At 68.9% G+C, this 21,349-nt stretch carries 21 protein-coding genes; 20 read left to right on the top strand and 1 reads right to left on the bottom strand.

Going from position 1 to position 21,349, the window contains the following annotated elements; all coding sequences use genetic code 11:
• Positions 1 to 123: 123 nt before the first annotated feature.
• The 20 genes from rho to ACWV17_RS26330 all read left to right on the top strand — a co-directional run bounded on the left by rho (position 124) and on the right by ACWV17_RS26330 (position 20,712).
• Complete coding sequence (rho, locus tag ACWV17_RS26425; RefSeq protein WP_455361647.1) at positions 124 to 2,229, top strand: transcription termination factor Rho; 2,106 nt, start codon at positions 124 to 126, stop codon at positions 2,227 to 2,229.
• Between the two features lie 210 nt (positions 2,230 to 2,439).
• Positions 2,440 to 4,113: a trypsin-like serine protease gene (locus ACWV17_RS26420; RefSeq protein WP_455361646.1), complete on the top strand. Its 1,674-nt coding sequence runs from the start codon at positions 2,440 to 2,442 to the stop codon at positions 4,111 to 4,113.
• Between the two features lie 129 nt (positions 4,114 to 4,242).
• Entirely contained in the window at positions 4,243 to 5,421 is a 1,179-nt protein-coding gene (locus ACWV17_RS26415) for an LCP family protein (RefSeq protein ID WP_455361645.1), read from the top strand.
• A gap of 142 nt (positions 5,422 to 5,563) precedes the next feature.
• Positions 5,564 to 5,785, top strand: coding sequence for a 50S ribosomal protein L31 (rpmE, locus tag ACWV17_RS26410; RefSeq protein ID WP_455354139.1), 222 nt, complete (start codon positions 5,564 to 5,566; stop codon positions 5,783 to 5,785).
• A 143-nt stretch (positions 5,786 to 5,928) separates the two neighbouring features.
• Positions 5,929 to 7,008 (top strand): peptide chain release factor 1, encoded by a 1,080-nt coding sequence (gene prfA, locus ACWV17_RS26405; RefSeq protein ID WP_455361644.1) that lies wholly within the window; start codon positions 5,929 to 5,931, stop codon positions 7,006 to 7,008.
• A 65-nt stretch (positions 7,009 to 7,073) separates the two neighbouring features.
• Entirely contained in the window at positions 7,074 to 7,919 is an 846-nt protein-coding gene (gene prmC / locus ACWV17_RS26400) for a peptide chain release factor N(5)-glutamine methyltransferase (protein ID WP_455361643.1), read from the top strand.
• 44 nt (positions 7,920 to 7,963) lie between these two features.
• Positions 7,964 to 8,611, top strand: a complete 648-nt coding sequence (locus ACWV17_RS26395) for an L-threonylcarbamoyladenylate synthase (RefSeq protein WP_455354142.1) — start codon at positions 7,964 to 7,966, stop codon at positions 8,609 to 8,611.
• The gene (locus ACWV17_RS26390) at positions 8,608 to 9,267 is read left to right on the top strand and encodes an arsenate reductase/protein-tyrosine-phosphatase family protein (RefSeq protein WP_455361642.1); all 660 of its coding nucleotides are present in this window, start codon (positions 8,608 to 8,610) and stop codon (positions 9,265 to 9,267) included. The genes ACWV17_RS26395 and ACWV17_RS26390 overlap by 4 nt, the downstream gene beginning before the upstream one ends.
• 128 nt (positions 9,268 to 9,395) lie before the next feature.
• Complete coding sequence (locus tag ACWV17_RS26385) at positions 9,396 to 10,646, top strand: serine hydroxymethyltransferase (protein ID WP_455361641.1); 1,251 nt, start codon at positions 9,396 to 9,398, stop codon at positions 10,644 to 10,646.
• A 94-nt stretch (positions 10,647 to 10,740) separates the two neighbouring features.
• Positions 10,741 to 12,084: an MraY family glycosyltransferase gene (locus ACWV17_RS26380; RefSeq protein ID WP_455361686.1), complete on the top strand. Its 1,344-nt coding sequence runs from the start codon at positions 10,741 to 10,743 to the stop codon at positions 12,082 to 12,084.
• A 257-nt stretch (positions 12,085 to 12,341) separates the two neighbouring features.
• Positions 12,342 to 12,779, top strand: coding sequence for a hypothetical protein (locus ACWV17_RS26375; protein ID WP_455354145.1), 438 nt, complete (start codon positions 12,342 to 12,344; stop codon positions 12,777 to 12,779).
• A gap of 225 nt (positions 12,780 to 13,004) precedes the next feature.
• Complete coding sequence (gene atpB, locus ACWV17_RS26370) at positions 13,005 to 13,829, top strand: F0F1 ATP synthase subunit A (protein ID WP_455354146.1); 825 nt, start codon at positions 13,005 to 13,007, stop codon at positions 13,827 to 13,829.
• A gap of 73 nt (positions 13,830 to 13,902) precedes the next feature.
• Positions 13,903 to 14,130 carry an ATP synthase subunit c family protein gene (locus ACWV17_RS26365; RefSeq protein ID WP_046776171.1) on the top strand — a complete coding sequence of 76 codons (228 nt, stop codon included), beginning with the start codon at positions 13,903 to 13,905 and terminating at the stop codon, positions 14,128 to 14,130.
• 41 nt (positions 14,131 to 14,171) lie between these two features.
• Positions 14,172 to 14,723, top strand: coding sequence for a F0F1 ATP synthase subunit B (locus tag ACWV17_RS26360; RefSeq protein WP_455354147.1), 552 nt, complete (start codon positions 14,172 to 14,174; stop codon positions 14,721 to 14,723).
• Positions 14,720 to 15,535: a F0F1 ATP synthase subunit delta gene (locus ACWV17_RS26355; protein WP_455354148.1), complete on the top strand. Its 816-nt coding sequence runs from the start codon at positions 14,720 to 14,722 to the stop codon at positions 15,533 to 15,535. The genes ACWV17_RS26360 and ACWV17_RS26355 overlap by 4 nt, the downstream gene beginning before the upstream one ends.
• A gap of 130 nt (positions 15,536 to 15,665) precedes the next feature.
• Positions 15,666 to 17,261 carry a F0F1 ATP synthase subunit alpha gene (atpA, locus tag ACWV17_RS26350; RefSeq protein ID WP_455354149.1) on the top strand — a complete coding sequence of 532 codons (1,596 nt, stop codon included), beginning with the start codon at positions 15,666 to 15,668 and terminating at the stop codon, positions 17,259 to 17,261.
• Positions 17,262 to 17,281: 20 nt separating this feature from the next.
• A complete protein-coding gene (locus ACWV17_RS26345; RefSeq protein ID WP_455354150.1) occupies positions 17,282 to 18,199 on the top strand; it encodes a F0F1 ATP synthase subunit gamma in 918 nt (305 codons plus the stop codon).
• Entirely contained in the window at positions 18,199 to 19,641 is a 1,443-nt protein-coding gene (gene atpD / locus ACWV17_RS26340; RefSeq protein WP_455354151.1) for a F0F1 ATP synthase subunit beta, read from the top strand. Before ACWV17_RS26345 ends, atpD begins: the two co-directional genes overlap by 1 nt.
• Before the next feature lie 121 nt (positions 19,642 to 19,762).
• Positions 19,763 to 20,137, top strand: coding sequence for a F0F1 ATP synthase subunit epsilon (locus tag ACWV17_RS26335; protein WP_455354152.1), 375 nt, complete (start codon positions 19,763 to 19,765; stop codon positions 20,135 to 20,137).
• A gap of 128 nt (positions 20,138 to 20,265) precedes the next feature.
• Positions 20,266 to 20,712: a DUF2550 domain-containing protein gene (locus ACWV17_RS26330; RefSeq protein WP_455354153.1), complete on the top strand. Its 447-nt coding sequence runs from the start codon at positions 20,266 to 20,268 to the stop codon at positions 20,710 to 20,712.
• A 67-nt stretch (positions 20,713 to 20,779) separates the two neighbouring features.
• Here ACWV17_RS26330 and ACWV17_RS26325 read toward each other — a convergent pair.
• Positions 20,780 to 21,349, bottom strand: a 570-nt coding sequence (locus ACWV17_RS26325) for a glycoside hydrolase family 18 protein (RefSeq protein ID WP_455361640.1), incomplete at its 5' end; no start/stop codon positions are given.

Here is a 21,349-nt window from a genome sequence, read left to right as displayed (position 1 = left end):
CCGCCGTCGTAACACCGGCGGACCACCGCCCCGGCACGGTCCACAAGCCAAGGACCGCAGTCGGACAGCACAACCGGTCGCCGAGCCAGACAGGCCGACGTCCGCTCCAGGGAAGGACCCTTCGTGAGCGACACCACCGATCTGATGGGCGTGACTGCCGACAACAGTGTCGACACCAGCGCGCCCGCCACAGGTGCTGCCCCTGCCAGTGCCACACGGCGCCGCCGCTCCGGCACCGGCCTCGAGGGCATGGTCCTGGCCGAGCTGCAGCAGGTCGCGTCCGGCCTCGGGATCAGGGGCACCGCGCGGATGCGCAAGAGCCAGCTGATCGAGGTCATCAAGGAGGCGCAGGCCGGCGGTTCGTCCGCGGCCAAGAGCGCCGACGCCGCCGGCTCCGCCGACGCGGCCGAGACCAAGCCGAAGCGCCGCGCCACGGCCAAGACCCGTACCGGTGAAGCGGCCGAGGCCCCCGCCGAGAAGGCCGTGGCCCAGCAGCAGATCGACATCCCCGGCCAGCCGGCCAGCGACGACCAGCCGGTCGGCGAGCGCCGCCGCCGTCGCGCCACGGCGCAGGCGGGCAGCCCCGAGCCGGCCTCGGTGATCACCGAGGCCCGGCCCGACACGCGGGCCGAGACCGGCACCGCCGCCGATGTCAGGACGGACGCCAAGGGCGAGGCGCAGACCGACACCAAGGCCGAGGCCTCGGTAGCCGTGTCCTCGCAGGAGACGGCCGACGGCCGTGGCCGGGACCGTCAGCGCGGCGACCGCCGTGACCGCGGCGACCGCGGTGAGCGGGGCGACCGCACTGAGCGGGGCGACCGCGGTGACCGGGGCGGTCAGCGCGACCGCCGCGACCGCGGCAAGGGCGACGACCAGGGCGGCCAGCAGGGCCGCCAGCAGCGGGACACCCGCGGCGGCGGCCAGCAGGGTCAGGGCCAGAGCCAGGGCCAGCCGCGCGACAACGCTCCCCAGGACGACGACGACTTCGACGGCGGACGCCGTGGGCGCCGTGGCCGCTACCGCGACCGCCGCGGCCGTCGTGGCCGCGACGAGTTCGGTCCCGGTGAGCCGCAGGTGGCCGAGGACGACGTCCTGATCCCCGTCGCGGGCATCCTGGACATCCTCGACAACTACGCGTTCATCCGCACCTCCGGCTACCTGCCCGGTCCGAACGACGTGTACGTCTCGCTCGCCCAGGTCCGCAAGAACGGCCTGCGCAAGGGTGACCACGTCACCGGTGCCGTGCGTCAGCCGAAGGAGGGCGAGCGCCGCGAGAAGTTCAACGCGCTCGTGCGCCTGGACTCGGCGAACGGCATGGCTGCCGAATCCGGCCGCGGCCGCCCGGAGTTCAACAAGCTCACCCCGCTGTACCCGCAGGACCGGCTCCGTCTGGAGACCGACCCGGGTGTGCTGACGGCCCGGGTCATCGACCTGGTCGCGCCGATCGGCAAGGGCCAGCGTGGTCTGATCGTCTCGCCGCCGAAGGCCGGTAAGACGATGATCATGCAGGCGATTGCCAATGCGATCACGACGAACAACCCCGAGTGCCACCTGATGGTCGTTCTGGTCGACGAGCGTCCGGAAGAGGTCACCGACATGCAGCGGTCGGTCAAGGGCGAGGTCATCTCCTCGACCTTCGACCGCCCGGCCGAGGACCACACCACCGTCGCCGAGCTGGCCATCGAGCGCGCCAAGCGTCTCGTCGAGCTGGGTCACGACGTGGTCGTCCTGCTGGACTCCATCACCCGCCTGGGCCGCGCGTACAACCTCGCGGCGCCCGCCTCCGGCCGCATCCTGTCCGGTGGTGTCGACTCGACCGCGCTGTACCCGCCGAAGCGCTTCTTCGGTGCCGCGCGCAACATCGAGGACGGCGGCTCGCTGACCATCCTGGCCACCGCGCTGGTCGAGACCGGCTCGCGCATGGACGAGGTGATCTTCGAGGAGTTCAAGGGCACCGGCAACATGGAGCTCAAGCTCGACCGGAAGCTCGCCGACAAGCGCATCTTCCCGGCGGTGGACGTCGACGCGTCCGGCACCCGCAAGGAGGAGATCCTGCTCAACAGCGAGGAGCTCTCCATCACCTGGAAGCTGCGCCGGGTGCTGCACGCGCTCGACTCGCAGCAGGCGATCGAACTGCTGCTGGACAAGATGAAGCAGACCAAGTCGAACGCCGAGTTCCTGATGCAGATCGCGAAGACGACGCCTTCTGCCGGAAACGGCAATGACTGACCCGGTTTAGCCGGGGTTCAACTGCCTTCATTCGAGGCCCGTTCCGTTACGTGAGTGACGGAACGGGCCTCTTGTTTGTACGATCGGTCAGCCGTTCCCCCACGCGGTCCCCCCAAACACCTCACCACCCCATCAAAACTGGAGACTTGCGTGCGCGAATCGCGCCATGGCAGACCTGGCAATCGGGTCCGTAAGTTCATAGCGGCCGGCGTGGCGGCCGTGGCTCTCGCGACCGGAGCCTTCGCGTTCTCGGCGCAGGCCGAGGAACCCGCACCCGGCGGCCTCGCCGGCCTCGAATTCGCACCGCCGAAGGGGTACACCGCCAAGGATGTGCCGGCGGCCCAGCAGCGCATCATCGGCGGCACCGACACGTCGTTCAGCAAGGCGCCGTACATGGTGCAGTTGTTCTACAACTTCTACGACGACGACAAGATCTACTTCACCTGCGGCGGCACGCTGGTGGCCCCCAACAAGGTGCTCACCGCCGCCCACTGTGTGACGAACGAGTACGGCGACAAGCTCGACTTCCCCAACGAGGGCCTGGTCCTCGGCGGTACGTCGAAGCTCGGCGGCGGTGGCGGCAGCGACTACGAGGGCACGACTGTCAACGTCAGCCGCGTCTGGGTGAACCCGGGCTACAAGCCGGAGAACACGTCCGGAGACGTCGCGGTGATCACGCTCACCAAGCCGCTCCCGTACAAGCCGCTCCCGATGGCGGGCCCCGACGACGTCTCGTCCTACGCGCCCGGCACGACCGGTGTCGCACTCGGCTGGGGTCTGACCTCCGCCACGGACAACAGCTCGCTGGCCTCGGTCCTCCAGCAGGTGCCGCTGCCGCTGCAGTCGGACGAGACCTGCACCGCGAACCTCGGCGAGTTCGGCTACACGGCCGACGGCTCGATGTTCTGTGCCGGCAATCCGGGCACCGGAAACGACGCCACCGGCCAGATCCCCTGCCCGGGTGACTCGGGCGGACCGCTGCTGGTCCGCGGCAAGATCGTCGGCATCGTGTCGTGGGGCATCGGCCAGGACGGCGGCGCGGCGTGCAACATCGAGGGTTACCACGAGGCGTTCGCCAAGGTGTCCACCTACAAGGGCGCCGCGCAGGCCCGCGTCGATGACACCGACCTCAGCCGTGACGGCCGTGCGGACCTGTTCGCCCGTACCTCGGCCGGTGTGGACTCCACCTTCAGCTCCAACGGAGTCGGCTTCACCAACAAGGCCTCGTTCCCCGGTTCCTACTCCGGCTACAACATCCTGTTGCAGACCGACCTGAACCGCGACGGCTACCAGGACTTCGTCGTCCGCCAGACGTCCAACGGTGACATCCGCTGGATCCGACGTACGCCGACCAGCTCGACGTACGTCTCCAGCCGGCTGGCCGCCGGATTCTCCACGTACCGCGCGATCATGGCCCCCGGCGATGTGACCGGCGACGGGAACCCGGACGTCCTGGGTGTCTCGCCTTCCGGCGCGATGGTGCTGCTGCCCGGCAACGGCAACGGGACTGTCGGCGCGCTCAAGGTCGTGGGCAGCGGCTACCAGGCGTTCAACGCCATCCGTGGCCACGGCGACTTCACCGGCGACGGCAAGGTCGACCTGCTGGCGCGCAAGAGCAGCGATGCCGGTCTCTACCTGCTCCGGGGCACCGGCAACGCTGCCGCTCCGTTCGCGACGTCGTTCAAGGTCCGCGACTCGTGGGGCGGCTACAACGCGATTATCGCCCTCGGTGACGTGTCCGGCGACGGCCGCGCCGACCTGGTGACCCGCACGTCCAACGGTGCGCTTCAGCTCTTCCGGGGCACCGGCAAGCCGACCTCGGAGATCTTCACCGCTCCGGTGCAGGCCGGCACGGGCTTCTCCTCGTACAACCTCTTCGGATAGTCGCGAGAGCTTCGCCACTTTCGACGCTGTGCCCACCGCCTCGGGGCGGTGGGCACAGCGCGTTGTGCAACCCTTCTCGCTTGCCCGCCGTCTCAGCGGGCATCAGCCCATCGAGGACGCGAGGAGCAGATGACCGAGGAGAGCAGGGGCCCGGGCGTATTCGCCTCCGGCCGGCGCCGCAAGCAGCAGCCCCGGCACCGTACGGCGCTGACCGTCGCCGCGTGGAGTGCCGCCGGGGTGATGCTGTTCGGCGGGGCGGGACTCGGTTACCTCTACGTCAAGTTCAACGGGAACATCACCAGCGTCGACATCGACGCCGCGCTCGGCACCGACCGCCCCGACAATGTCGACAACGGCTCGATGGACATCCTCGTCCTCGGCTCCGACTCCCGGTCCGGCGACAACTCCGACTACGGCGCTGACGAGGGCACCGCCCGAGCCGACACCGCGATGGTCGTCCACGTCCACGAGGGCCGCACGAAGGCCAGCGTCGTCTCCATACCGAGAGACACCATGGTCACCCGCCCTCCGTGCACGACGGGCGACGGGAAGACCGACCCGGGCGGCCGGCGCGTGATGTTCAACGAGTCGTACACCACGGGCGGGCCGGCCTGTGCGGTGAAGACCGTTGAGCAGATGTCCGGCATCCGCATGGACCACTACATAGAAGTCGACTTCTCCGGCTTCAAGGAGATCATCGACAAGCTCGGCGGGGTCGAGATCACCACCACGCGGGCGATCAAGGACACGAAGAGCCACCTCCATCTGACGGCCGGCACGCACACGCTGAACGGTGAGCAGGCCCTCGGCCTCGTACGGACCCGAAAGAGTGTCGGCGACGGCAGCGACCTCGCCCGGATACAGCTCCAGCAGGCCTTCATCAAGGCGCTGATCGAGCAGGTCAGGGAGGTCGGCATCTTCACCAGCCCCTCCAAGCTCTACGGCCTCGCGGACACCGCCACCAAGGCCGTCACCACCGACTCCGGGCTGGACGACGTGAAGTCCCTGACGGGGTTCGCCGGCGGACTCAAGGGCATCAGCGCGGACCGGACCCAGATGATCACCCTGCCGGTGCGGTACGACCCGGCGGACCCCAACCGCGTCATCACGCTCGAGAAGGAGTCCCGCCAGGTCTGGGAAGCGCTGCGGCTCGACCGGCCGGTCCCGGCCTCCGCGACCAAGGACTCGGCGGGCGACAAGGGCGAGACGTCCGGCATCGTGCAGAGCGGGCAGCAGGGCGCCGAGCGGACCGCCCCACAGAGCGAATCGCAGAGCGACCGGCAGACCGCCCCGCAGAGCGCGGAATAGATCCGCACCGGTCCCCGTTGAGGTGGGCGACTTCAGATTTTGAAGCGCGGGCCGGTCCTGGCAGACTGGTCCGTCGGCCCCGGTTCACGTACCGGCAACTCCGCCCTTACGACCCGGCGCCCTCCCGAAACTAGGAGACACCTTGAAGCGCGACATCCACCCCGAGTACGTCGAGACGCAGGTCAGCTGCACCTGTGGCGCCTCGTTCACCACCCGTAGCACGATCGGCAGCGGCAACATCCGCGCCGAGGTCTGCTCCGAGTGCCACCCGTTCTACACGGGCAAGCAGAAGATCCTCGACACCGGTGGCCGTGTGGCCCGCTTCGAGGCCCGCTTCGGCAAGAAGGCTGCCGGCTCCAAGTAGCGAGCCAACTGCGCCGGTTTCCGGCTGCCCCCGCGCGGGGCGGCCGGGACCGGCGCTTTGCCGTCCGGCGGCTTCCCGAGCCGTCCCGCGCCGTCCCGCAGCCGTTCAGCAGCAGTTTTCGTACTTCAATTCAGGAGCCCCCGATGTTCGAGGCGGTCGAGGAACTGGTTGGCGAACACGCCGACCTCGAGAAGAAGCTCGCCGACCCCTCGGTGCACTCCGACCAGGCGAACGCGCGCAAGCTCAACAAGCGCTACGCCGAGCTGACGCCGATCGTCGGCACGTTCGGCGCCTGGAAGCAGACGGGCGACGACATCGAGACCGCGCGCGAGCTGGGTGCCGACGACCCCGACTTCGCCGCCGAGGTCAAGGTGCTGGAGAAGCAGCGCGAGGAGCTCACCGAGAAGCTCCGCCTGCTGCTCGTGCCGCGCGACCCGAGCGACGACAAGGACGTACTCCTGGAGATCAAGGCGGGTGCGGGCGGCGACGAGTCGGCCCTGTTCGCCGGTGACCTGCTGCGCATGTACCTGCGGTACGCGGAGCGCGTCGGCTGGAAGACCGAGATCATCGACTCCACCGATTCCGAGCTCGGCGGCTACAAGGACGTCCAGGTCGCGGTGAAGACCAAGGGCGGCCAGGGTGCCACCGAGCCCGGCCAGGGCGTCTGGGCGCGGATGAAGTACGAGGGCGGAGTGCACCGCGTGCAGCGCGTGCCCGCCACCGAGTCGCAGGGCCGGATCCACACCTCCGCCGCCGGTGTGCTGGTCACGCCCGAGGCCGAGGAGGTCGACGTCGAGATCCACCAGAACGACCTGCGCATCGACGTCTACCGCTCCTCCGGGCCAGGCGGCCAGTCGGTCAACACCACCGACTCCGCCGTGCGCATCACCCACCTGCCGACCGGCATCGTCGCCTCCTGCCAGAACGAGAAGAGCCAGCTCCAGAACAAGGAGCAGGCCCTGCGTATCCTGCGCTCGCGGCTGCTGGCCGCCGCCCAGGAGGAGGCCGAGTCCAAGGCAGCCGACGCCCGGCGCAGCCAGGTGCGCACCGTCGACCGCTCCGAGAAGATCCGCACGTACAACTTCCCGGAAAACCGGATCTCGGACCACCGGGTGGGCTTCAAGGCGTACAACTTGGACCAGGTGCTCGACGGCGATCTGGACGCGGTGATCCAGGCCTGCGTCGACGCGGACTCCGCGGCCAAGCTCGCCGCGGCCCAGTAGACCCCGCGGTTTCGCACCCGCACCCACCGCACACCCCAGTCAGCAGCGCAACCGGAGGAAGGCCCGTGAACCTTCTGCTCGCCGAGGTGGCCCAGGCCACCCAGCGGCTGGCCGACGCCGGCGTGCCCTCACCACGCTTCGACGCGGAAGAGCTCGCCGCCTTCGTGCACGGCGTCAAGCGGGGGGAGCTGCACCACGTCAAGGACGCGGACTTCGACGCCCGCTACTGGGAGACCGTCGCGCGCCGCGAGGCGCGGGAGCCGCTGCAGCACATCACCGGACGGGCCTTCTTCCGCTTCCTGGAGCTCCAGGTCGGGCCGGGCGTCTTCGTACCGCGGCCGGAGACCGAGTCCGTCGTCGGCTGGGCCATAGACGCCGTACGGGCCATGGACGTCGTCGAGCCGCTGATCGTCGACCTGTGCGCGGGCTCCGGGGCGATCGCGCTGGCCATGGCCCAGGAGGTGCCGCGCTCCCGGGTGCACGCCGTCGAGCTGTCCGAGGACGCGCTCCGGTGGACCCGCAAGAACGCCGAGGGCTCGCGTGTCACCGTCCACCAGGGCGACGCGCTGTCGGCTCTGCCGGAGCTCGACGGGCAGGTCGACCTGGTCATCTCCAACCCGCCCTACATCCCGCTCACCGAGTGGGAGTACGTTGCGCCCGAGGCGCGTGACCACGACCCCGAAATGGCCCTCTTCTCCGGTGAGGACGGGCTCGACACCATCCGCGGTATCGAGCGCACCGCCCACCGGCTGCTGGTGCCCGGCGGTGTCGTCGTCATCGAGCACGCCGACACGCAGGGCGGACAGGTGCCGTGGATCTTCACCGAGGAGCGGGGCTGGGCGGATGCGGCCGACCACCCCGACCTGAACAACCGGCCGCGTTTCGCGACCGCCCGCAAGGCAACGCCGTGATGACGGCTCGCCCATCCCAGACCACGCACGAGGAGGCCCGTTAAATGGCACGGCGATACGACTGCAACGACGCCACCGACCGCAAGACCGGTCTGCGCGAAGCCGCGTCCGCCGTCCGCCGCGGCGAGCTGGTCGTGCTGCCCACCGACACCCTCTACGGCATCGGTGCGGACGCCTTCAGCGCCGAGGCCGTCGGCGACCTGCTCCAGGCGAAGGGCCGGGGCCGCTCCATGCCCACGCCCGTCCTCATCGGCTCGCCGAACACGCTGCACGGCCTGGTCACCGACTTCTCCGAGCAGGCCTGGGAGCTCGTCGACGCCTTCTGGCCCGGCGCGCTGACCCTGGTCGCCAAGCACCAGCCCTCGCTCCAGTGGGACCTGGGGGAGACCCACGGCACCGTCGCCGTACGGATGCCGCTGCACCCGGTCGCCATCGAGCTGCTCACCGAGGTCGGCCCGATGGCCGTCTCCAGCGCCAACCTCACCGGCCACCCGGCCCCCGAGGACTGCGACGCCGCGCAGGAGATGCTCGGCGACTCGGTCTCCGTGTACCTCGACGGCGGTCCGACACCCGGTATCGAGCCGTCCTCGATCGTCGACGTCACCGGCAAGGTCCCGGTGCTGCTGCGGGCCGGCGCGCTCTCCGCGGAGCAGCTGCGCGAGGTCGTACCCGACCTCGAGGTGGCCAGTTGACTGCCCCTGAGGGGCGTGGCATAGCGGGACCCAGCACCACCGACACCTTCCGCATCCTCCACGTCAGCACCGGCAACGTCTGCCGCTCGCCGATCACCGAGCGGCTGACCCGGCATGCCCTGACGGACCGCCTGGGCGAGCCGCTCGGCCGGTTCGGGACCCGGGGCCTGATCGTGGAGAGCGCGGGCACGTGGGGCCACGAGGGCGCCCCGATGGAGGCCAACGCGGCGGCCGTCCTCGCCGACTTCGGCGCGGACGCCTCCGGTTTCACCGGCCGTGAACTGCTCGACGAGCACGTCATCCGCGCCGACCTCGTCCTCACCGCGACCCGTGACCACCGGGCCCAGGTCATCTCGATGGGCCACTCCGCGGGGCTGCGCACCTTCACGCTCAAGGAGTTCACCCGGCTGGTGCGGGCCATAGACCCGGCGACGCTGCCCGACCCGCTCGACGACGGCGTGGTCGAGCGCGCCCGCGCCCTGGTCCGCGCGGCGGCGGCGCTGCGCGGATGGCTGCTGGCCCCGACCGCGGAGGCGGACGAGGTGTACGACCCCTATGGCGCGCCCCTCACCTTCTTCCGGTCCGTCGGGGACGAGATCAACCAGGCCCTGGACCCGGTGGTGACGGCCCTCACGGGCGTCCCGGCCCGTACCTGAGCCGTACCCGGCCCGTACCCCACCCGTATCCCGCCCGCGCTGGAAGCGCACGAGCACCTGCGGTGGCGCGGCGGCGGGCCTACATTGGCGTTACCACCCCTCCGCGCGGAGCGACCCGGAGCAGCGCCATGACGGTCACCTCAGCACAGACTCGTACCCAGTGGGTCCCGGACTTCGACGCGCTGCGCCGCCAGGACCCCGAGCTCGCGGACATCCTCCTCGGCGAGCTGGACCGGCAGTCCACCGGACTCCAGCTGATCGCCGCCGAGAACTTCACCTCACCCGCCGTCCTCGCCGCCCTCGGCTCCCCGCTCGCCAACAAGTACGCCGAGGGGTATCCCGGAGCCCGTCACCACGGCGGCTGCGAGCTGGTCGACGTCGCCGAGCGGATCGCCATGGAGCGTGCCATGGCCCTCTTCGGCTCCCAGCACGCCAACGTCCAGTCGCATTCCGGCTCCTCGGCCGTCCTGGCGGCGTACGCGGCGCTGCTCAGGCCCGGCGACACGGTGCTGGCGATGGGCCTGCCGTACGGCGGTCATCTCACCCACGGCTCCCCGGCCAACTTCTCCGGCCGCTGGTTCGACTTCGTCGGGTACGGGGTGGAGGCCGAGAGCGGGCTCATCGACTACGACCAGGTGGCGACGCTGGCCAAGAAGCACCGCCCGAAGGCGATCGTGTGCGGGTCGATCTCGTACCCCCGGCACCCGGACTACGCCGCCTTCCGTGAGATCGCCGACGAGTACGGCGCCTATCTGATCGCCGACGCTGCCCACCCCATCGGCCTGGTGGCCGGCGGAGCGGCGCCCAGTCCCGTCCCGTACGCGGACGTCGTCTGCGCCACCACCCACAAGGTGCTCCGCGGCCCGCGCGGCGGGATGATCCTGTGCGGCGGGGACCTCGCCGAGCGGATCGACCGGGCGGTCTTCCCGTTCACCCAGGGCGGCGCCCAGATGCACACCATCGCCGCCAAGGCCGTCGCCTTCGGCGAGGCCGCGACCCCCGCCTTCGCGGCGTACGCCCATCAGGTGGTCGCCAACGCCCGGGCGCTGGCCGACGGGCTCGCGAGGCAGGGCTTCGCGATCACGACGGGCGGCACCGACACCCACCTGATCACGGCGGACCCGGCGCCGCTGGGCCTCGACGGCCGTACGGCCCGTGGCCGGCTCGCTGCGGCCGGTCTGGTGCTGGACACCTGCGCCCTGCCGTACGGAGACCAGCGCGGCATCCGGCTGGGTACGGCGGCGGTCACCACCCAGGGCATGCGGGAGGCGGAGATGGCCCGGATCGCGGTGATCTTCGCCGCGGCGCTGCGCGAGGACGCGAAGGCGCGTACCGAGGTGCAGGAACTGACGGGGCGATTCCCGCCGTACCCGGCATGAGGGGGCCTGGCGGAACCATCAGCGGGTACCCGGGTGTCCTCGAGCACAGAGCCATCGAAGCTAGTGTGTGGGGCTGAGATGGCCGGCAATACATCTGGGGCAGCCCGTGCGTGAATACCTGTTGACGCTCTGCGTCACGGTCGCGGTGACCTATCTGCTGACCGGGCCGGTGCGCAAGTTCGCCATCGCGGTCGGTGCGATGCCGGAGATCCGCGCCCGCGACGTGCACCGCGAGCCGACACCGCGGCTCGGCGGCATCGCCATGTTCGGCGGTCTGTGCGCGGGTCTGCTGGTCGCCGACCACCTCGCGAGCCTCAACGGGGTCTTCGAGCTGTCGAACGAACCACGGGCGCTGCTGTCCGGGGCTGCGCTGATCTGGCTGATCGGCGTGCTGGACGACAAGTTCGAGATCGACGCTCTGATCAAGCTCGGCGGTCAGATGATCGCCGCGGGCGTCATGGTCGTGCAGGGCCTGACGATCCTGTGGATCCCGATCCCGGGCATCGGCTCGGTCTCGCTGACGCCCTGGCAGGGCAATCTGCTGACGGTCGCGCTCATCGTGATCACCATCAACGCGGTCAACTTCGTGGACGGCCTCGACGGCCTCGCCGCCGGCATGGTCTGCATCGCGGCCGGGGCGTTCTTCATGTACTCGTACCGGATCTGGTACGGGTACGGGATCGAGGCGGCCGCCCCCGCGACCCTCTTCTCCGCCATCCTGATGGGCATGTGCCTGGGCTTCCTGCCGCACAACATGCATCCCGCCAGGATCTTCATGGGGGACTCGGGCTCGATGCTGATCGGGCTGGTCCTGGCGGCAGGGGCCATCTCCATCACCGGGCAGGTCGACCCGGACTCGATGAAGCTGTTCATCGGCGGTGAGCGCGAGGCCACGCACGCGATGCTGCCGGTCTTCATCCCGCTGCTGCTGCCGCTGACGATCATCGCGATCCCGGTCGCGGACCTGGTGCTGGCGATCGTCCGGCGTACCTGGAACGGCCAGTCGCCGTTCGCCGCTGACCGCGGCCACCTCCACCACCGGCTGCTGGAGATCGGACATTCGCACAGCCGAGCGGTGCTGATCATGTACTTCTGGTCCGCCCTGATCGCCTTCGGCGCGGTCGCGTACTCCGTGCACTCGGCGTCCATGTGGATCGTGCTGATGATCGTCGCGCTGAGCGCGGTGGGCCTGGTGCTGCTCCTGCTGCCGCGCTTCACGCCGAGGGCTCCGCTCTGGGCGCAATCCTTCGTACCGCCCCGCTACCGGCGCCGCGTGCGGCCGGGCGCCTCGTACGAGGCGCCCGAGGGGGTGCACGAGCCGGAGCAGGAACAGGAGCGCACGCCGGTGGCGGCCGGCGTCTCGGGCGTCAACGGAGCCACGGCGATCGGCCCCCGCTCACACCTCCCGGACCGGCGCAAGGCCGGCTCGTCGCGCTGACGATTCTCCGCGTGGCGCCCTATACCAGACAAACCACCCGCGCGTCCGTGCACACACGCGCGGGGTAACTCTCATGTGTGAGAGTACGCACACCCCGTTGGTAAAGACCTCATCAAATAGTTTGTGATACCGTTCACGAACCGGGCGACAGAGCCGAGGGACCGTAGTGCGACGGTTCATTGGCGCGAGGCGCGATCTCGGCCCGGTAGCTCGTCCATGACGACACTCATGCCCCCACCACCTGCGGAGCTGCCGCCATGCGGTCCAATGACGCCCGAACTCTCCTTCAATCCGCCCTGCCCACCGCTGCCGCCGGCGCCGTCGCCGCCGTGATCAGTGCAGTGGTCGCGGGCGGTAAGGGAGCGATCGGAGCCGTCGTCGCGACGCTGATCGTGATCCTCTTCATGGGGATCGGGCTGGTGGTCCTGGAGCGGACGGCGAAGTCGCTTCCGCACCTCTTCCAGGCCATGGGACTCATGCTCTATGCGGCACAGATTCTGTTGCTGTTCATCTTTGTCGCCGCATTCAAGAACACCACGCTGTTCAACCCGAAGGCCTTCGCGCTCACGCTGGTCGCGGCCACCCTGGTGTGGATCGCCGCTCAGACCCGTGCGCACATGAAGGCCAAGATTCTTTACGTCGAACCCGACTCCTCCGAGGCCCACAAGCCCGGAAACAAGGGGTCGTCGTCGTGAGGGGTAGGGCCGGTATAAGTGGGCGTTCGAGATCCTGCTATCGTCCGGTGCCAACTGCGGCACTGCGGGCGCGGGCATCTGAGCTGACGCCTGCTCAATCGCGAGGCTCCATGCCTGACAGCCGCCCCCACATCCGTAACACCAGTCCAGTGCCGATCAGCGGCTGTGCGCCGCGCCGACACAACGAGGTTGCCGTACCTATGCGCCACGCTGAAGGAGTCCGCGGTGAGTGCTGACGAGATGACGCTCGCCTTCGACGTCGATTGCCACATCTTCCAGGAGAGTGGCTGTGGCTTCGAGGGTCCGGGCCTGCACTCGTTCCTGTTCGAGCCGATCTTCGGTAACGCGGACAGCAACTTCTATTTCAACAAGACGATGCTCCTGGCGCTGCTGGGCACGGTCGTCATCGTCGGCTTCTTCTGGGCGGCGTTCCGTAAGCCGAAGGTCGTTCCGGGCAAGCTCCAGATGGTTGCCGAGGCCGGCTACGACTTCGTCCGCCGCGGCATCGTCTACGAGACGCTCGGTAAGAAGCAGGGCGAGAAGTACGTCCCGCTGATGGTCACGCTGTTCTTCTTCGTCTGGATGATGAACCTCTGGTCGATCGTTCCGGTCGCCCAGTTCCCGGTGACGTCGATCATCGCCTACCCCGCGGGTCTGGCCCTGATCGTCTACATCGTCTGGATGAGCCTGACCTTCAAGACGCACGGCTTTGTCGGTGGCTTCAAGAACCTGACCGGTTACGACAAGTCGCTCGGCCCGGTTCTGCCGATGGTCATGGTCATCGAGTTCTTCTCGAACGTCCTGGTCCGCCCGTTCACGCACGCGGTCCGACTCTTCGCGAACATGTTCGCCGGTCACACCCTGCTGCTGCTCTTCACGATCGCCAGCTGGTACCTGCTCAACGGCATCGGCATCGCCTACGCGAGCGTGTCGTTCGTGATGGTCATCGTGATGACCGCCTTCGAGCTCTTCATCCAGGCCGTCCAGGCGTACGTCTTCGTTCTCCTGGCCTGCAGCTTCATCCAGGGCGCGCTCGCCGAGCACCACTGACCGCCCCTCCCCGAACCCATAGTCGTCCGGTGGCCAACCCCCACCGGTCCGTGAAAGAGAAGGAAGAACTGGCATGTCCCAGACCCTTGCCGCCGTCACCGGTTCCCTCAGCTCCGTCGGTTACGGTCTCGCGGCCATCGGCCCCGGCGTCGGCGTCGGCATCATCTTCGGTAACGGCACCCAGGCTCTCGCCCGCCAGCCCGAGGCTGCCGGCCTGATCCGCGCCAACCAGATCCTCGGCTTCGCGTTCTGTGAGGCGCTGGCCCTCATCGGCCTCGTCATGCCGTTCGTCTACGCCTGACGGACCGCGACGACTAGCCTCTTTCGACGAAAGGCACTGATGTGAACCCCACCGTGGTTTACCTGGCGGCAGAGGGCGGTAAGGAAAACCCCCTCATTCCGCCGTGGCCCGAGGTGGTCATCGGTCTGATCGCCTTTGCCATCGTCTTCGGTTTCCTCGCGAAGAAGCTCCTCCCGAACATCAACAAGGTTCTGGAAGAGCGCCACGCGGCGATCGAGGGCGGCATCGAGAAGGCCGAAGCGGCCCAGACCGAGGCCCAGAGCGTGCTCGAGCAGTACAAGGCTCAGCTCGCCGAGGCCCGCCACGAGGCCGCGCGCCTGCGCCAGGAGGCGCTGGAGCAGGGCACTGCGCTCAAGGAAGAGCTGCGCGCAGAGGGCCAGCGGCAGCGTGAGGAGATCATCGCTGCCGGCCACGCCCAGATCGAGGCCGACCGCAAGGCCGCCTCGCAGGCGCTGCGCCAGGACGTGGGCAAGCTCGCCACCGACCTGGCCGGCAAGCTCGTCGGTGAGTCCCTCGAGGACAGCGCCCGGCAGAGCCGCACCATCGACCGCTTCCTCGACGAGCTCGAGGAGAAGGCCGAGGCGGCCCGATGAACGGAGCGAGCCGCGAGGCACTGGCTGCCGCACGTGAGCGTCTCGACGCGCTGACGGACCACACGTCCGTCGACGTGGCGAAGCTCGCCGGTGAGCTGGCCGCCGTTACCGCGCTGCTCGACCGCGAGGTGTCGCTGCGTCGGGTCCTGACCGACCCGGCGCAGGCCGGTGAGGCCAAGGCCACACTGGCCGGACGCCTGCTGAGTGGTCAGGTGGGCGGCGAAGCCACCGACCTGGTCTCCGGCATGGTCCGCTCCCGCTGGTCGCAGTCGCGTGACCTGGTCGACGCCGCGGAGGAGCTGGCGAACACTGCCGACCTCACCGCGGCCCAGCAGGCCGGCGCACTCGACAACGTCGAGGACGAGCTGTTCCGCTTCGGGCGGATCGTCGCCTCGAACACCGAGCTGCGGGCCGCGCTCACCGACCGTGGCGCCAAGGTCTCCGCCAAGAGCGAGCTGCTGCGCAGCCTGCTCGGCGGCAAGGCCCACGCGGTCACCGAGCGACTGGTCGTGCGTCTCGTGACCCAGCCTCGGGGACGTAGCCTGGAGGCGGGACTCGAGTCCCTGTCCAAGCTCGCCGCGGAGCGCCGGGACCGGATGGTCGCCGTCGTCACCACGGCGGTGCCGCTCACGGACCAGCAGAAGCAGCGTCTCGGCGCGGCTCTGGCGAAGCTCTACGGCCGCCAGATGCACCTGAACCTCGACGTGGACCCCGAGGTCCTCGGCGGGATCGAGGTACGCGTCGGTGACGAGGTCATCAACGGCACCATCGCGGACCGCCTCGCCGAGGCGTCGCGTCGTATGGCCGGCTGACCAGCCACCAACTGAACAAGCAACACCAGCGGCCCGGTTGGGCCGTGCAGAGATTGCAGAAGATTCCTGGGGGTCGGCCCCCAGACCCCCTAAGAAACTTCGGGCCCAACAAGGAGAGCAGGGAACCCAGATGGCGGAGCTCACGATCCGGCCGGAGGAGATCCGGGACGCGCTGGAGAACTTTGTCCAGTCGTACAAGCCGGACGCGGCCTCGCGCGAGGAGGTCGGAACGGTCAGCGTTGCCGGCGACGGCATCGCGAAGGTCGAGGGTCTGCCCTCGGCCATGGCGAACGAGCTGCTGAAGTTCGAGGACGGCACCCTCGGTCTCGCCCTCAACCTCGAGGAGCGCGAGATCGGTGCGATCGTCCTCGGCGAGTTCAGCGGTATCGAGGAGGGCCAGCCGGTGCAGCGCACCGGTGAGGTTCTCTCCGTCGGCGTCGGCGAGGGCTACCTCGGCCGCGTCGTCGACCCGCTCGGCAACCCGATCGACGGTCTCGGCGAGATCGCGACCGAAGGCCGTCGCGCCCTCGAGCTGCAGGCCCCGGGCGTCATGGTGCGTAAGTCGGTGCACGAGCCGATGCAGACCGGCTACAAGGCAGTCGACTCCATGGTGCCGATCGGCCGCGGCCAGCGTCAGCTGATCATTGGTGACCGTCAGACCGGCAAGACCGCTCTGGCTGTCGACACGATCATCAACCAGCGCGACAACTGGCGCTCGGGCGACGTGAACAAGCAGGTGCGCTGCATCTACGTCGCCATCGGCCAGAAGGGCTCCACCATCGCGTCCGTGCGCGGTGCGCTGGAGGAGGCGGGCGCGCTCGAGTACACGACGATCGTCGCCGCCCCGGCGTCCGACCCGGCCGGCTTCAAGTACCTGGCGCCGTACACCGGTTCCGCCATCGGCCAGCACTGGATGTACGCCGGCAAGCACGTCCTGATCATCTTTGACGACCTGTCGAAGCAGGCCGACGCCTACCGCGCGGTGTCGCTGCTGCTGCGCCGCCCGCCGGGCCGCGAGGCCTACCCGGGTGACGTCTTCTACCTGCACTCGCGTCTGCTGGAGCGCTGCGCCAAGCTCTCCGACGACATGGGCGCCGGTTCGATGACCGGTCTGCCGATCGTCGAGACCAAGGCGAACGACGTGTCGGCGTTCATCCCGACCAACGTCATCTCCATCACCGACGGCCAGTGCTTCCTGGAGTCCGACCTGTTCAACGCGGGCCAGCGCCCGGCGCTGAACGTCGGTATCTCGGTCTCCCGTGTCGGTGGCTCGGCCCAGCACAAGGCCATGCGCCAGGTGTCCGGCCGGCTTCGCGTGGACCTCGCCCAGTACCGCGAGCTGGAGGCGTTCGCCGCCTTCGGTTCCGACCTGGACGCCGCGTCGAAGGCCTCGCTGGAGCGCGGTAAGCGCATGGTCGAGCTGCTGAAGCAGGGCCAGTACCAGCCGATGCCCGTCGAGGAGCAGGTCGTCTCCGTCTGGGCCGGCACCACCGGCAAGATGGACGACGTCCCGGTCGAGGACATCCGCCGCTTCGAGAGCGAGCTGCTCGAGCACCTGCGCCGCGAGCGCAAGGAGCTGCTGACCAGCATCGCCGAGGGCGCCAAGATGTCCGACGACACGCTCCAGTCGATCGGGGACGCCATCGCCGGCTTCAAGCGGCAGTTCGAGACCTCGGACGGCAAGCTCCTGGGCGAGGACGCGCCGGCCGTCAACGTCTCCAAGTGACGACGGAAGGGACCTGACTCATGGGAGCGCAGCTCCGGGTCTACAAGCGTCGCATCCGATCCGTCACCGCGACCAAGAAGATCACCAAGGCGATGGAGATGATCGCCGCCTCGCGCATCGTCAAGGCGCAGCGCCAGGTGGCGGCATCGACGCCGTACGCGACCGAGCTCACCCGTGCGGTGACCGCGGTGGCGACCGGCTCGAACACCAAGCACCCTCTGACCACCGAGTCCGAGACGCCGACCCGGGCCGCGGTTCTGCTCGTCACGAGCGACCGTGGTCTGGCCGGCGGCTACTCCTCCAACGCCATCAAGGCGGCGGAGCGGCTCGGCGAGCGGCTGCGCGGTGAGGGCAAGGAGGTCGACACGTACATCGTCGGCCGCAAGGGTGTGGCCTACTACGGCTTCCGCGAGCGCAAGGTCGCGGACTCGTGGACCGGCTTCACCGACAGCCCGACCTACGCGGACGCCAAGCGCGTCGCCGCGCCGCTGATCGAGGCCGTCCAGACGGAGACGGCCGAGGGCGGCGTGGACGAGCTGCACATCGTCTACACGGAATTCGTGTCGATGATGACGCAGAACCCGGTGGAGAACCGGATGCTGCCGCTCAGCCTCGACCAGGTTGCGGAGGAGACCGGCACGAAGGGCGAGATCCTTCCGCTGTTCGACTTCGAGCCGTCGGCGGAGGACGTCCTCGACGCCCTGCTGCCGCGCTACGTCGAGAGCCGTATCTACAACGCGCTGCTTCAGGCCGCTGCTTCCGAGCACGCTGCCCGCCGCCGCGCGATGAAGTCGGCGACCGACAACGCCGGGGATCTCATCAAGAGCCTCTCCCGGCTTGCCAACGCGGCCCGCCAGGCCGAAATCACCCAGGAAATCAGCGAGATCGTCGGTGGCGCCAGCGCCCTGGCCGACGCGACCGCGGGGAGTGACAAGTAATGACGACCACTGTTGAGACGGCCGCAGCCACGGGCCGCGTCGCCCGGGTCATCGGCCCGGTCGTCGACGTGGAGTTCCCCGTCGACGCGATGCCGGAGATCTACAACGCCCTCACCGTCCAGGTCGCCGACCCGGCCGAGGACGGCAAGCTCAAGACGCTGACCTTCGAGGTCGCCCAGCACCTCGGTGACGGCCTGGTCCGTGCGATCTCGATGCAGCCCACTGACGGTCTGGTCCGCCAGGCCCCGGTGACCGACACGGGCGTGGGCATCACGGTCCCCGTCGGCGAGATCACCAAGGGCAAGGTGTTCAACACCCTCGGTGAGATCCTGAACGTGGACCCGTCCACGGTCGAGGTCACCGAGCGCTGGCCGATCCACCGCAAGGCGCCGAGCTTCGACCAGCTCGAGTCGAAGACCGAGATGTTCGAGACCGGCGTCAAGGTCATCGACCTTCTCACCCCGTACGTCAAGGGTGGAAAGATCGGTCTGTTCGGTGGTGCCGGTGTCGGCAAGACCGTTCTGATCCAGGAAATGATCTACCGCGTCGCCAACAACCACGACGGTGTGTCGGTGTTCGCGGGCGTCGGTGAGCGTACTCGTGAGGGCAACGACCTCATCGAGGAAATGACCGACTCGGGCGTCATCGACAAGACGGCGCTCGTCTTCGGCCAGATGGACGAGCCCCCGGGCACCCGTCTCCGTGTCGCGCTCGCCGGTCTGACCATGGCGGAGTACTTCCGCGATGTGCAGAAGCAGGACGTGCTCTTCTTCATCGACAACATCTTCCGTTACACCCAGGCCGGCTCCGAGGTGTCCACCCTGCTCGGCCGTATGCCGTCCGCGGTGGGTTACCAGCCGAACCTGGCTGACGAGATGGGTCTGCTGCAGGAGCGCATCACCTCGACGCGTGGTCACTCGATCACCTCGATGCAGGCGATCTACGTCCCCGCGGACGACCTGACCGACCCGGCGCCGGCGACCACCTTCGCCCACCTGGACGCGACGACCGTTCTGTCGCGTCCGATCTCGGAGAAGGGCATCTACCCGGCGGTGGACCCGCTGGACTCGACGTCCCGCATCCTGGACCCGCGCTACATCGCGCAGGACCACTACCAGGCCGCGATGCGCGTCAAGGGGATCCTCCAGAAGTACAAGGACCTCCAGGACATCATCGCGATCCTCGGTATCGACGAGCTGGGCGAAGAGGACAAGCTCGTCGTCCACCGCGCCCGTCGCGTCGAGCGCTTCCTGTCGCAGAACACCCACGTGGCGAAGCAGTTCACCGGCGTGGACGGTTCGGACGTGCCGCTCGACGAGTCGATCGCCGCGTTCAACTCGATCTGCGACGGCGAGTACGACCACTTCCCCGAGCAGGCGTTCTTCATGTGCGGTGGCATTGAGGACCTCAAGGCCAACGCCAAGGAGCTCGGCGTCTCCTGAGTCCCTGACTCGCCGGAGAGGGGCGGGTGTGTCCCGCCCCTCTCCGTAGCGCCGACCGAGAACCTCTAGAATTAGCCCCAACACCCGGCTGAACCGCCGGGTGGAGACCCGAGGAGCCATCTTGGCTGCTGAGCTGCACGTCGAGCTGGTCGCGGCGGACCGCAATGTCTGGTCCGGCGAGGCCACCCTTGTCGTCGCGCGCACCACGTCCGGCGACATCGGCGTCATGCCCGGTCACCAGCCGCTGCTCGGTGTGCTGGAGTCGGGCCCGGTGACCATCCGTACGAGTGAGGGCGGGACTGTCGTCGCCGCGGTGCACGGCGGTTTCATCTCGTTCGCGGACAACAAGCTCTCGCTGCTGGCGGAGATCGCCGAGCTGTCGGACGAGATCGATGTCCAGCGCGCGGAGCGGGCACTGGAGCGCGCCAAGTCGGAGGCCGACGCGTCCGCCCAGCGGCGCGCCGATGTCCGGCTGCGTGCGGTGGCGGGGCACTGACCCCACGCCGACAGGTATAGACACAGCCTCAGCCGCGGCTCGTACTGGATCTTCCAGACCGGGTCGCGGCTGAGGCGATGCAGGTGCAGTTCCGTTGCGTTACTCGATGAGCGAGGAGGTCGGTGGAGATGTTCCTCGCTCTGCTTGTCATCTGTCTGGTCGTCGCCCTGGTGGTGGTCGGACTCTTCGTCTTCGGCCTCCGGCGGCGGCTGATCCAGCGGTCCGGCGGTACGTTCGACTGCAGCCTGCGCTGGGACATCGCCGAGGAGGGCGACCCCTCCGGCAAGGGCTGGGTCTACGGGGTGGCCCGCTACAGCGGTGACCGGATCGAGTGGTTCCGCGTCTTCTCGTACGCCCCCCGGCCGCGCCGCGTGCTGGAGCGCTCGGCGATCGAGGTGCTCGCCCGCCGCGCTCCGGAGGGCGAGGAGGAGCTGGCGCTGCTGTCCGACGCGATCGTGCTCGGCTGTCTCCACCGGGGGACCCGCCTGGAGCTCGCGATGAGCGAGGACGCGCTGACCGGCTTCCTGGCCTGGCTGGAGGCGGCCCCGCCCGGGCAGAGGGTTAACGTCGCGTAGCGACCTGTGAGCATGGAGAAGCCGGGGAGTCGGGGGGCGGTCCCTTCTCCCCGGCTTCGTCTGTCGGCTACTGCAGACCGTTGTTGATCGCGGTCGCCAGTTCACCGTTGGCGGTGTCGCCGCTGAACTCCCAGAAGAAGGCGCCCTTGAGGCCCTGGTTCTTCACGTAGTTCATCTTTCCGGCGATGGTGGCCGGGGTGTCGTAGCTCCACCAGTTGCTGCCGCACTTGGCGTACGCGGTGCCGGCGATGGTCCCGGTGGCCGGGCAGCTCGTCTTGAGGACCTTGTAGTCCTCGATCCCCTGCTCGTACGTTCCGGCGGCCGGGCCGGTAGCGGTGCCGCCGGGAGCGGCCTGGGTGACGCCGGTCCAGCCGCGGCCGTAGAAGCCGATCCCGAGGTTGAGCTTCGATGCCGGGACGCCCTTGGCCTTGAGCTTCTGGATCGCCTCGTCGGAGTTGAAGCCCTGCTGGGGGATGCCCGGGTACGACGTGAGCGGGGAGTGCGGGGCGGTCGGGCCCTGGGCGGCCCAGGCGCCGAAGAAGTCGTACGTCATGACGTTGTTGTCGGCGTACGGCCTTAGCTCCCCAGTTGTGTACAGACGAACGTCCCCAGACGTCAGGCCACTTCGGTCTCTCGC

The sequence above is a fragment of the Streptomyces mabaensis genome (genome assembly GCF_053763515.1).
Note: the sequence above shows the minus strand (reverse complement) of the source record. Positions and strands in the feature narration are given on the sequence as shown.

What these genes read in the sequence shown, in the direction of transcription:
- ACWV17_RS26355 (WP_455354148.1), top strand. Translation starts at nt 14,720, where the DNA reads ATGAACGGAGCGAGCCGCGAGGCACTGGCTGCCGCACGTGAGCGTCTC.
- atpD (WP_455354151.1), top strand. Translation starts at nt 18,199, where the DNA reads ATGACGACCACTGTTGAGACGGCCGCAGCCACGGGCCGCGTCGCCCGG.
- atpA (WP_455354149.1), top strand. Translation starts at nt 15,666, where the DNA reads ATGGCGGAGCTCACGATCCGGCCGGAGGAGATCCGGGACGCGCTGGAG.
- ACWV17_RS26375 (WP_455354145.1), top strand. Translation starts at nt 12,342, where the DNA reads ATGCGGTCCAATGACGCCCGAACTCTCCTTCAATCCGCCCTGCCCACC.
- ACWV17_RS26415 (WP_455361645.1), top strand. Translation starts at nt 4,243, where the DNA reads ATGACCGAGGAGAGCAGGGGCCCGGGCGTATTCGCCTCCGGCCGGCGC.
- ACWV17_RS26365 (WP_046776171.1), top strand. Translation starts at nt 13,903, where the DNA reads ATGTCCCAGACCCTTGCCGCCGTCACCGGTTCCCTCAGCTCCGTCGGT.
- ACWV17_RS26330 (WP_455354153.1), top strand. Translation starts at nt 20,266, where the DNA reads ATGTTCCTCGCTCTGCTTGTCATCTGTCTGGTCGTCGCCCTGGTGGTG.
- ACWV17_RS26385 (WP_455361641.1), top strand. Translation starts at nt 9,396, where the DNA reads ATGACGGTCACCTCAGCACAGACTCGTACCCAGTGGGTCCCGGACTTC.
- prfA (WP_455361644.1), top strand. Translation starts at nt 5,929, where the DNA reads ATGTTCGAGGCGGTCGAGGAACTGGTTGGCGAACACGCCGACCTCGAG.
- ACWV17_RS26395 (WP_455354142.1), top strand. Translation starts at nt 7,964, where the DNA reads ATGGCACGGCGATACGACTGCAACGACGCCACCGACCGCAAGACCGGT.
- ACWV17_RS26345 (WP_455354150.1), top strand. Translation starts at nt 17,282, where the DNA reads ATGGGAGCGCAGCTCCGGGTCTACAAGCGTCGCATCCGATCCGTCACC.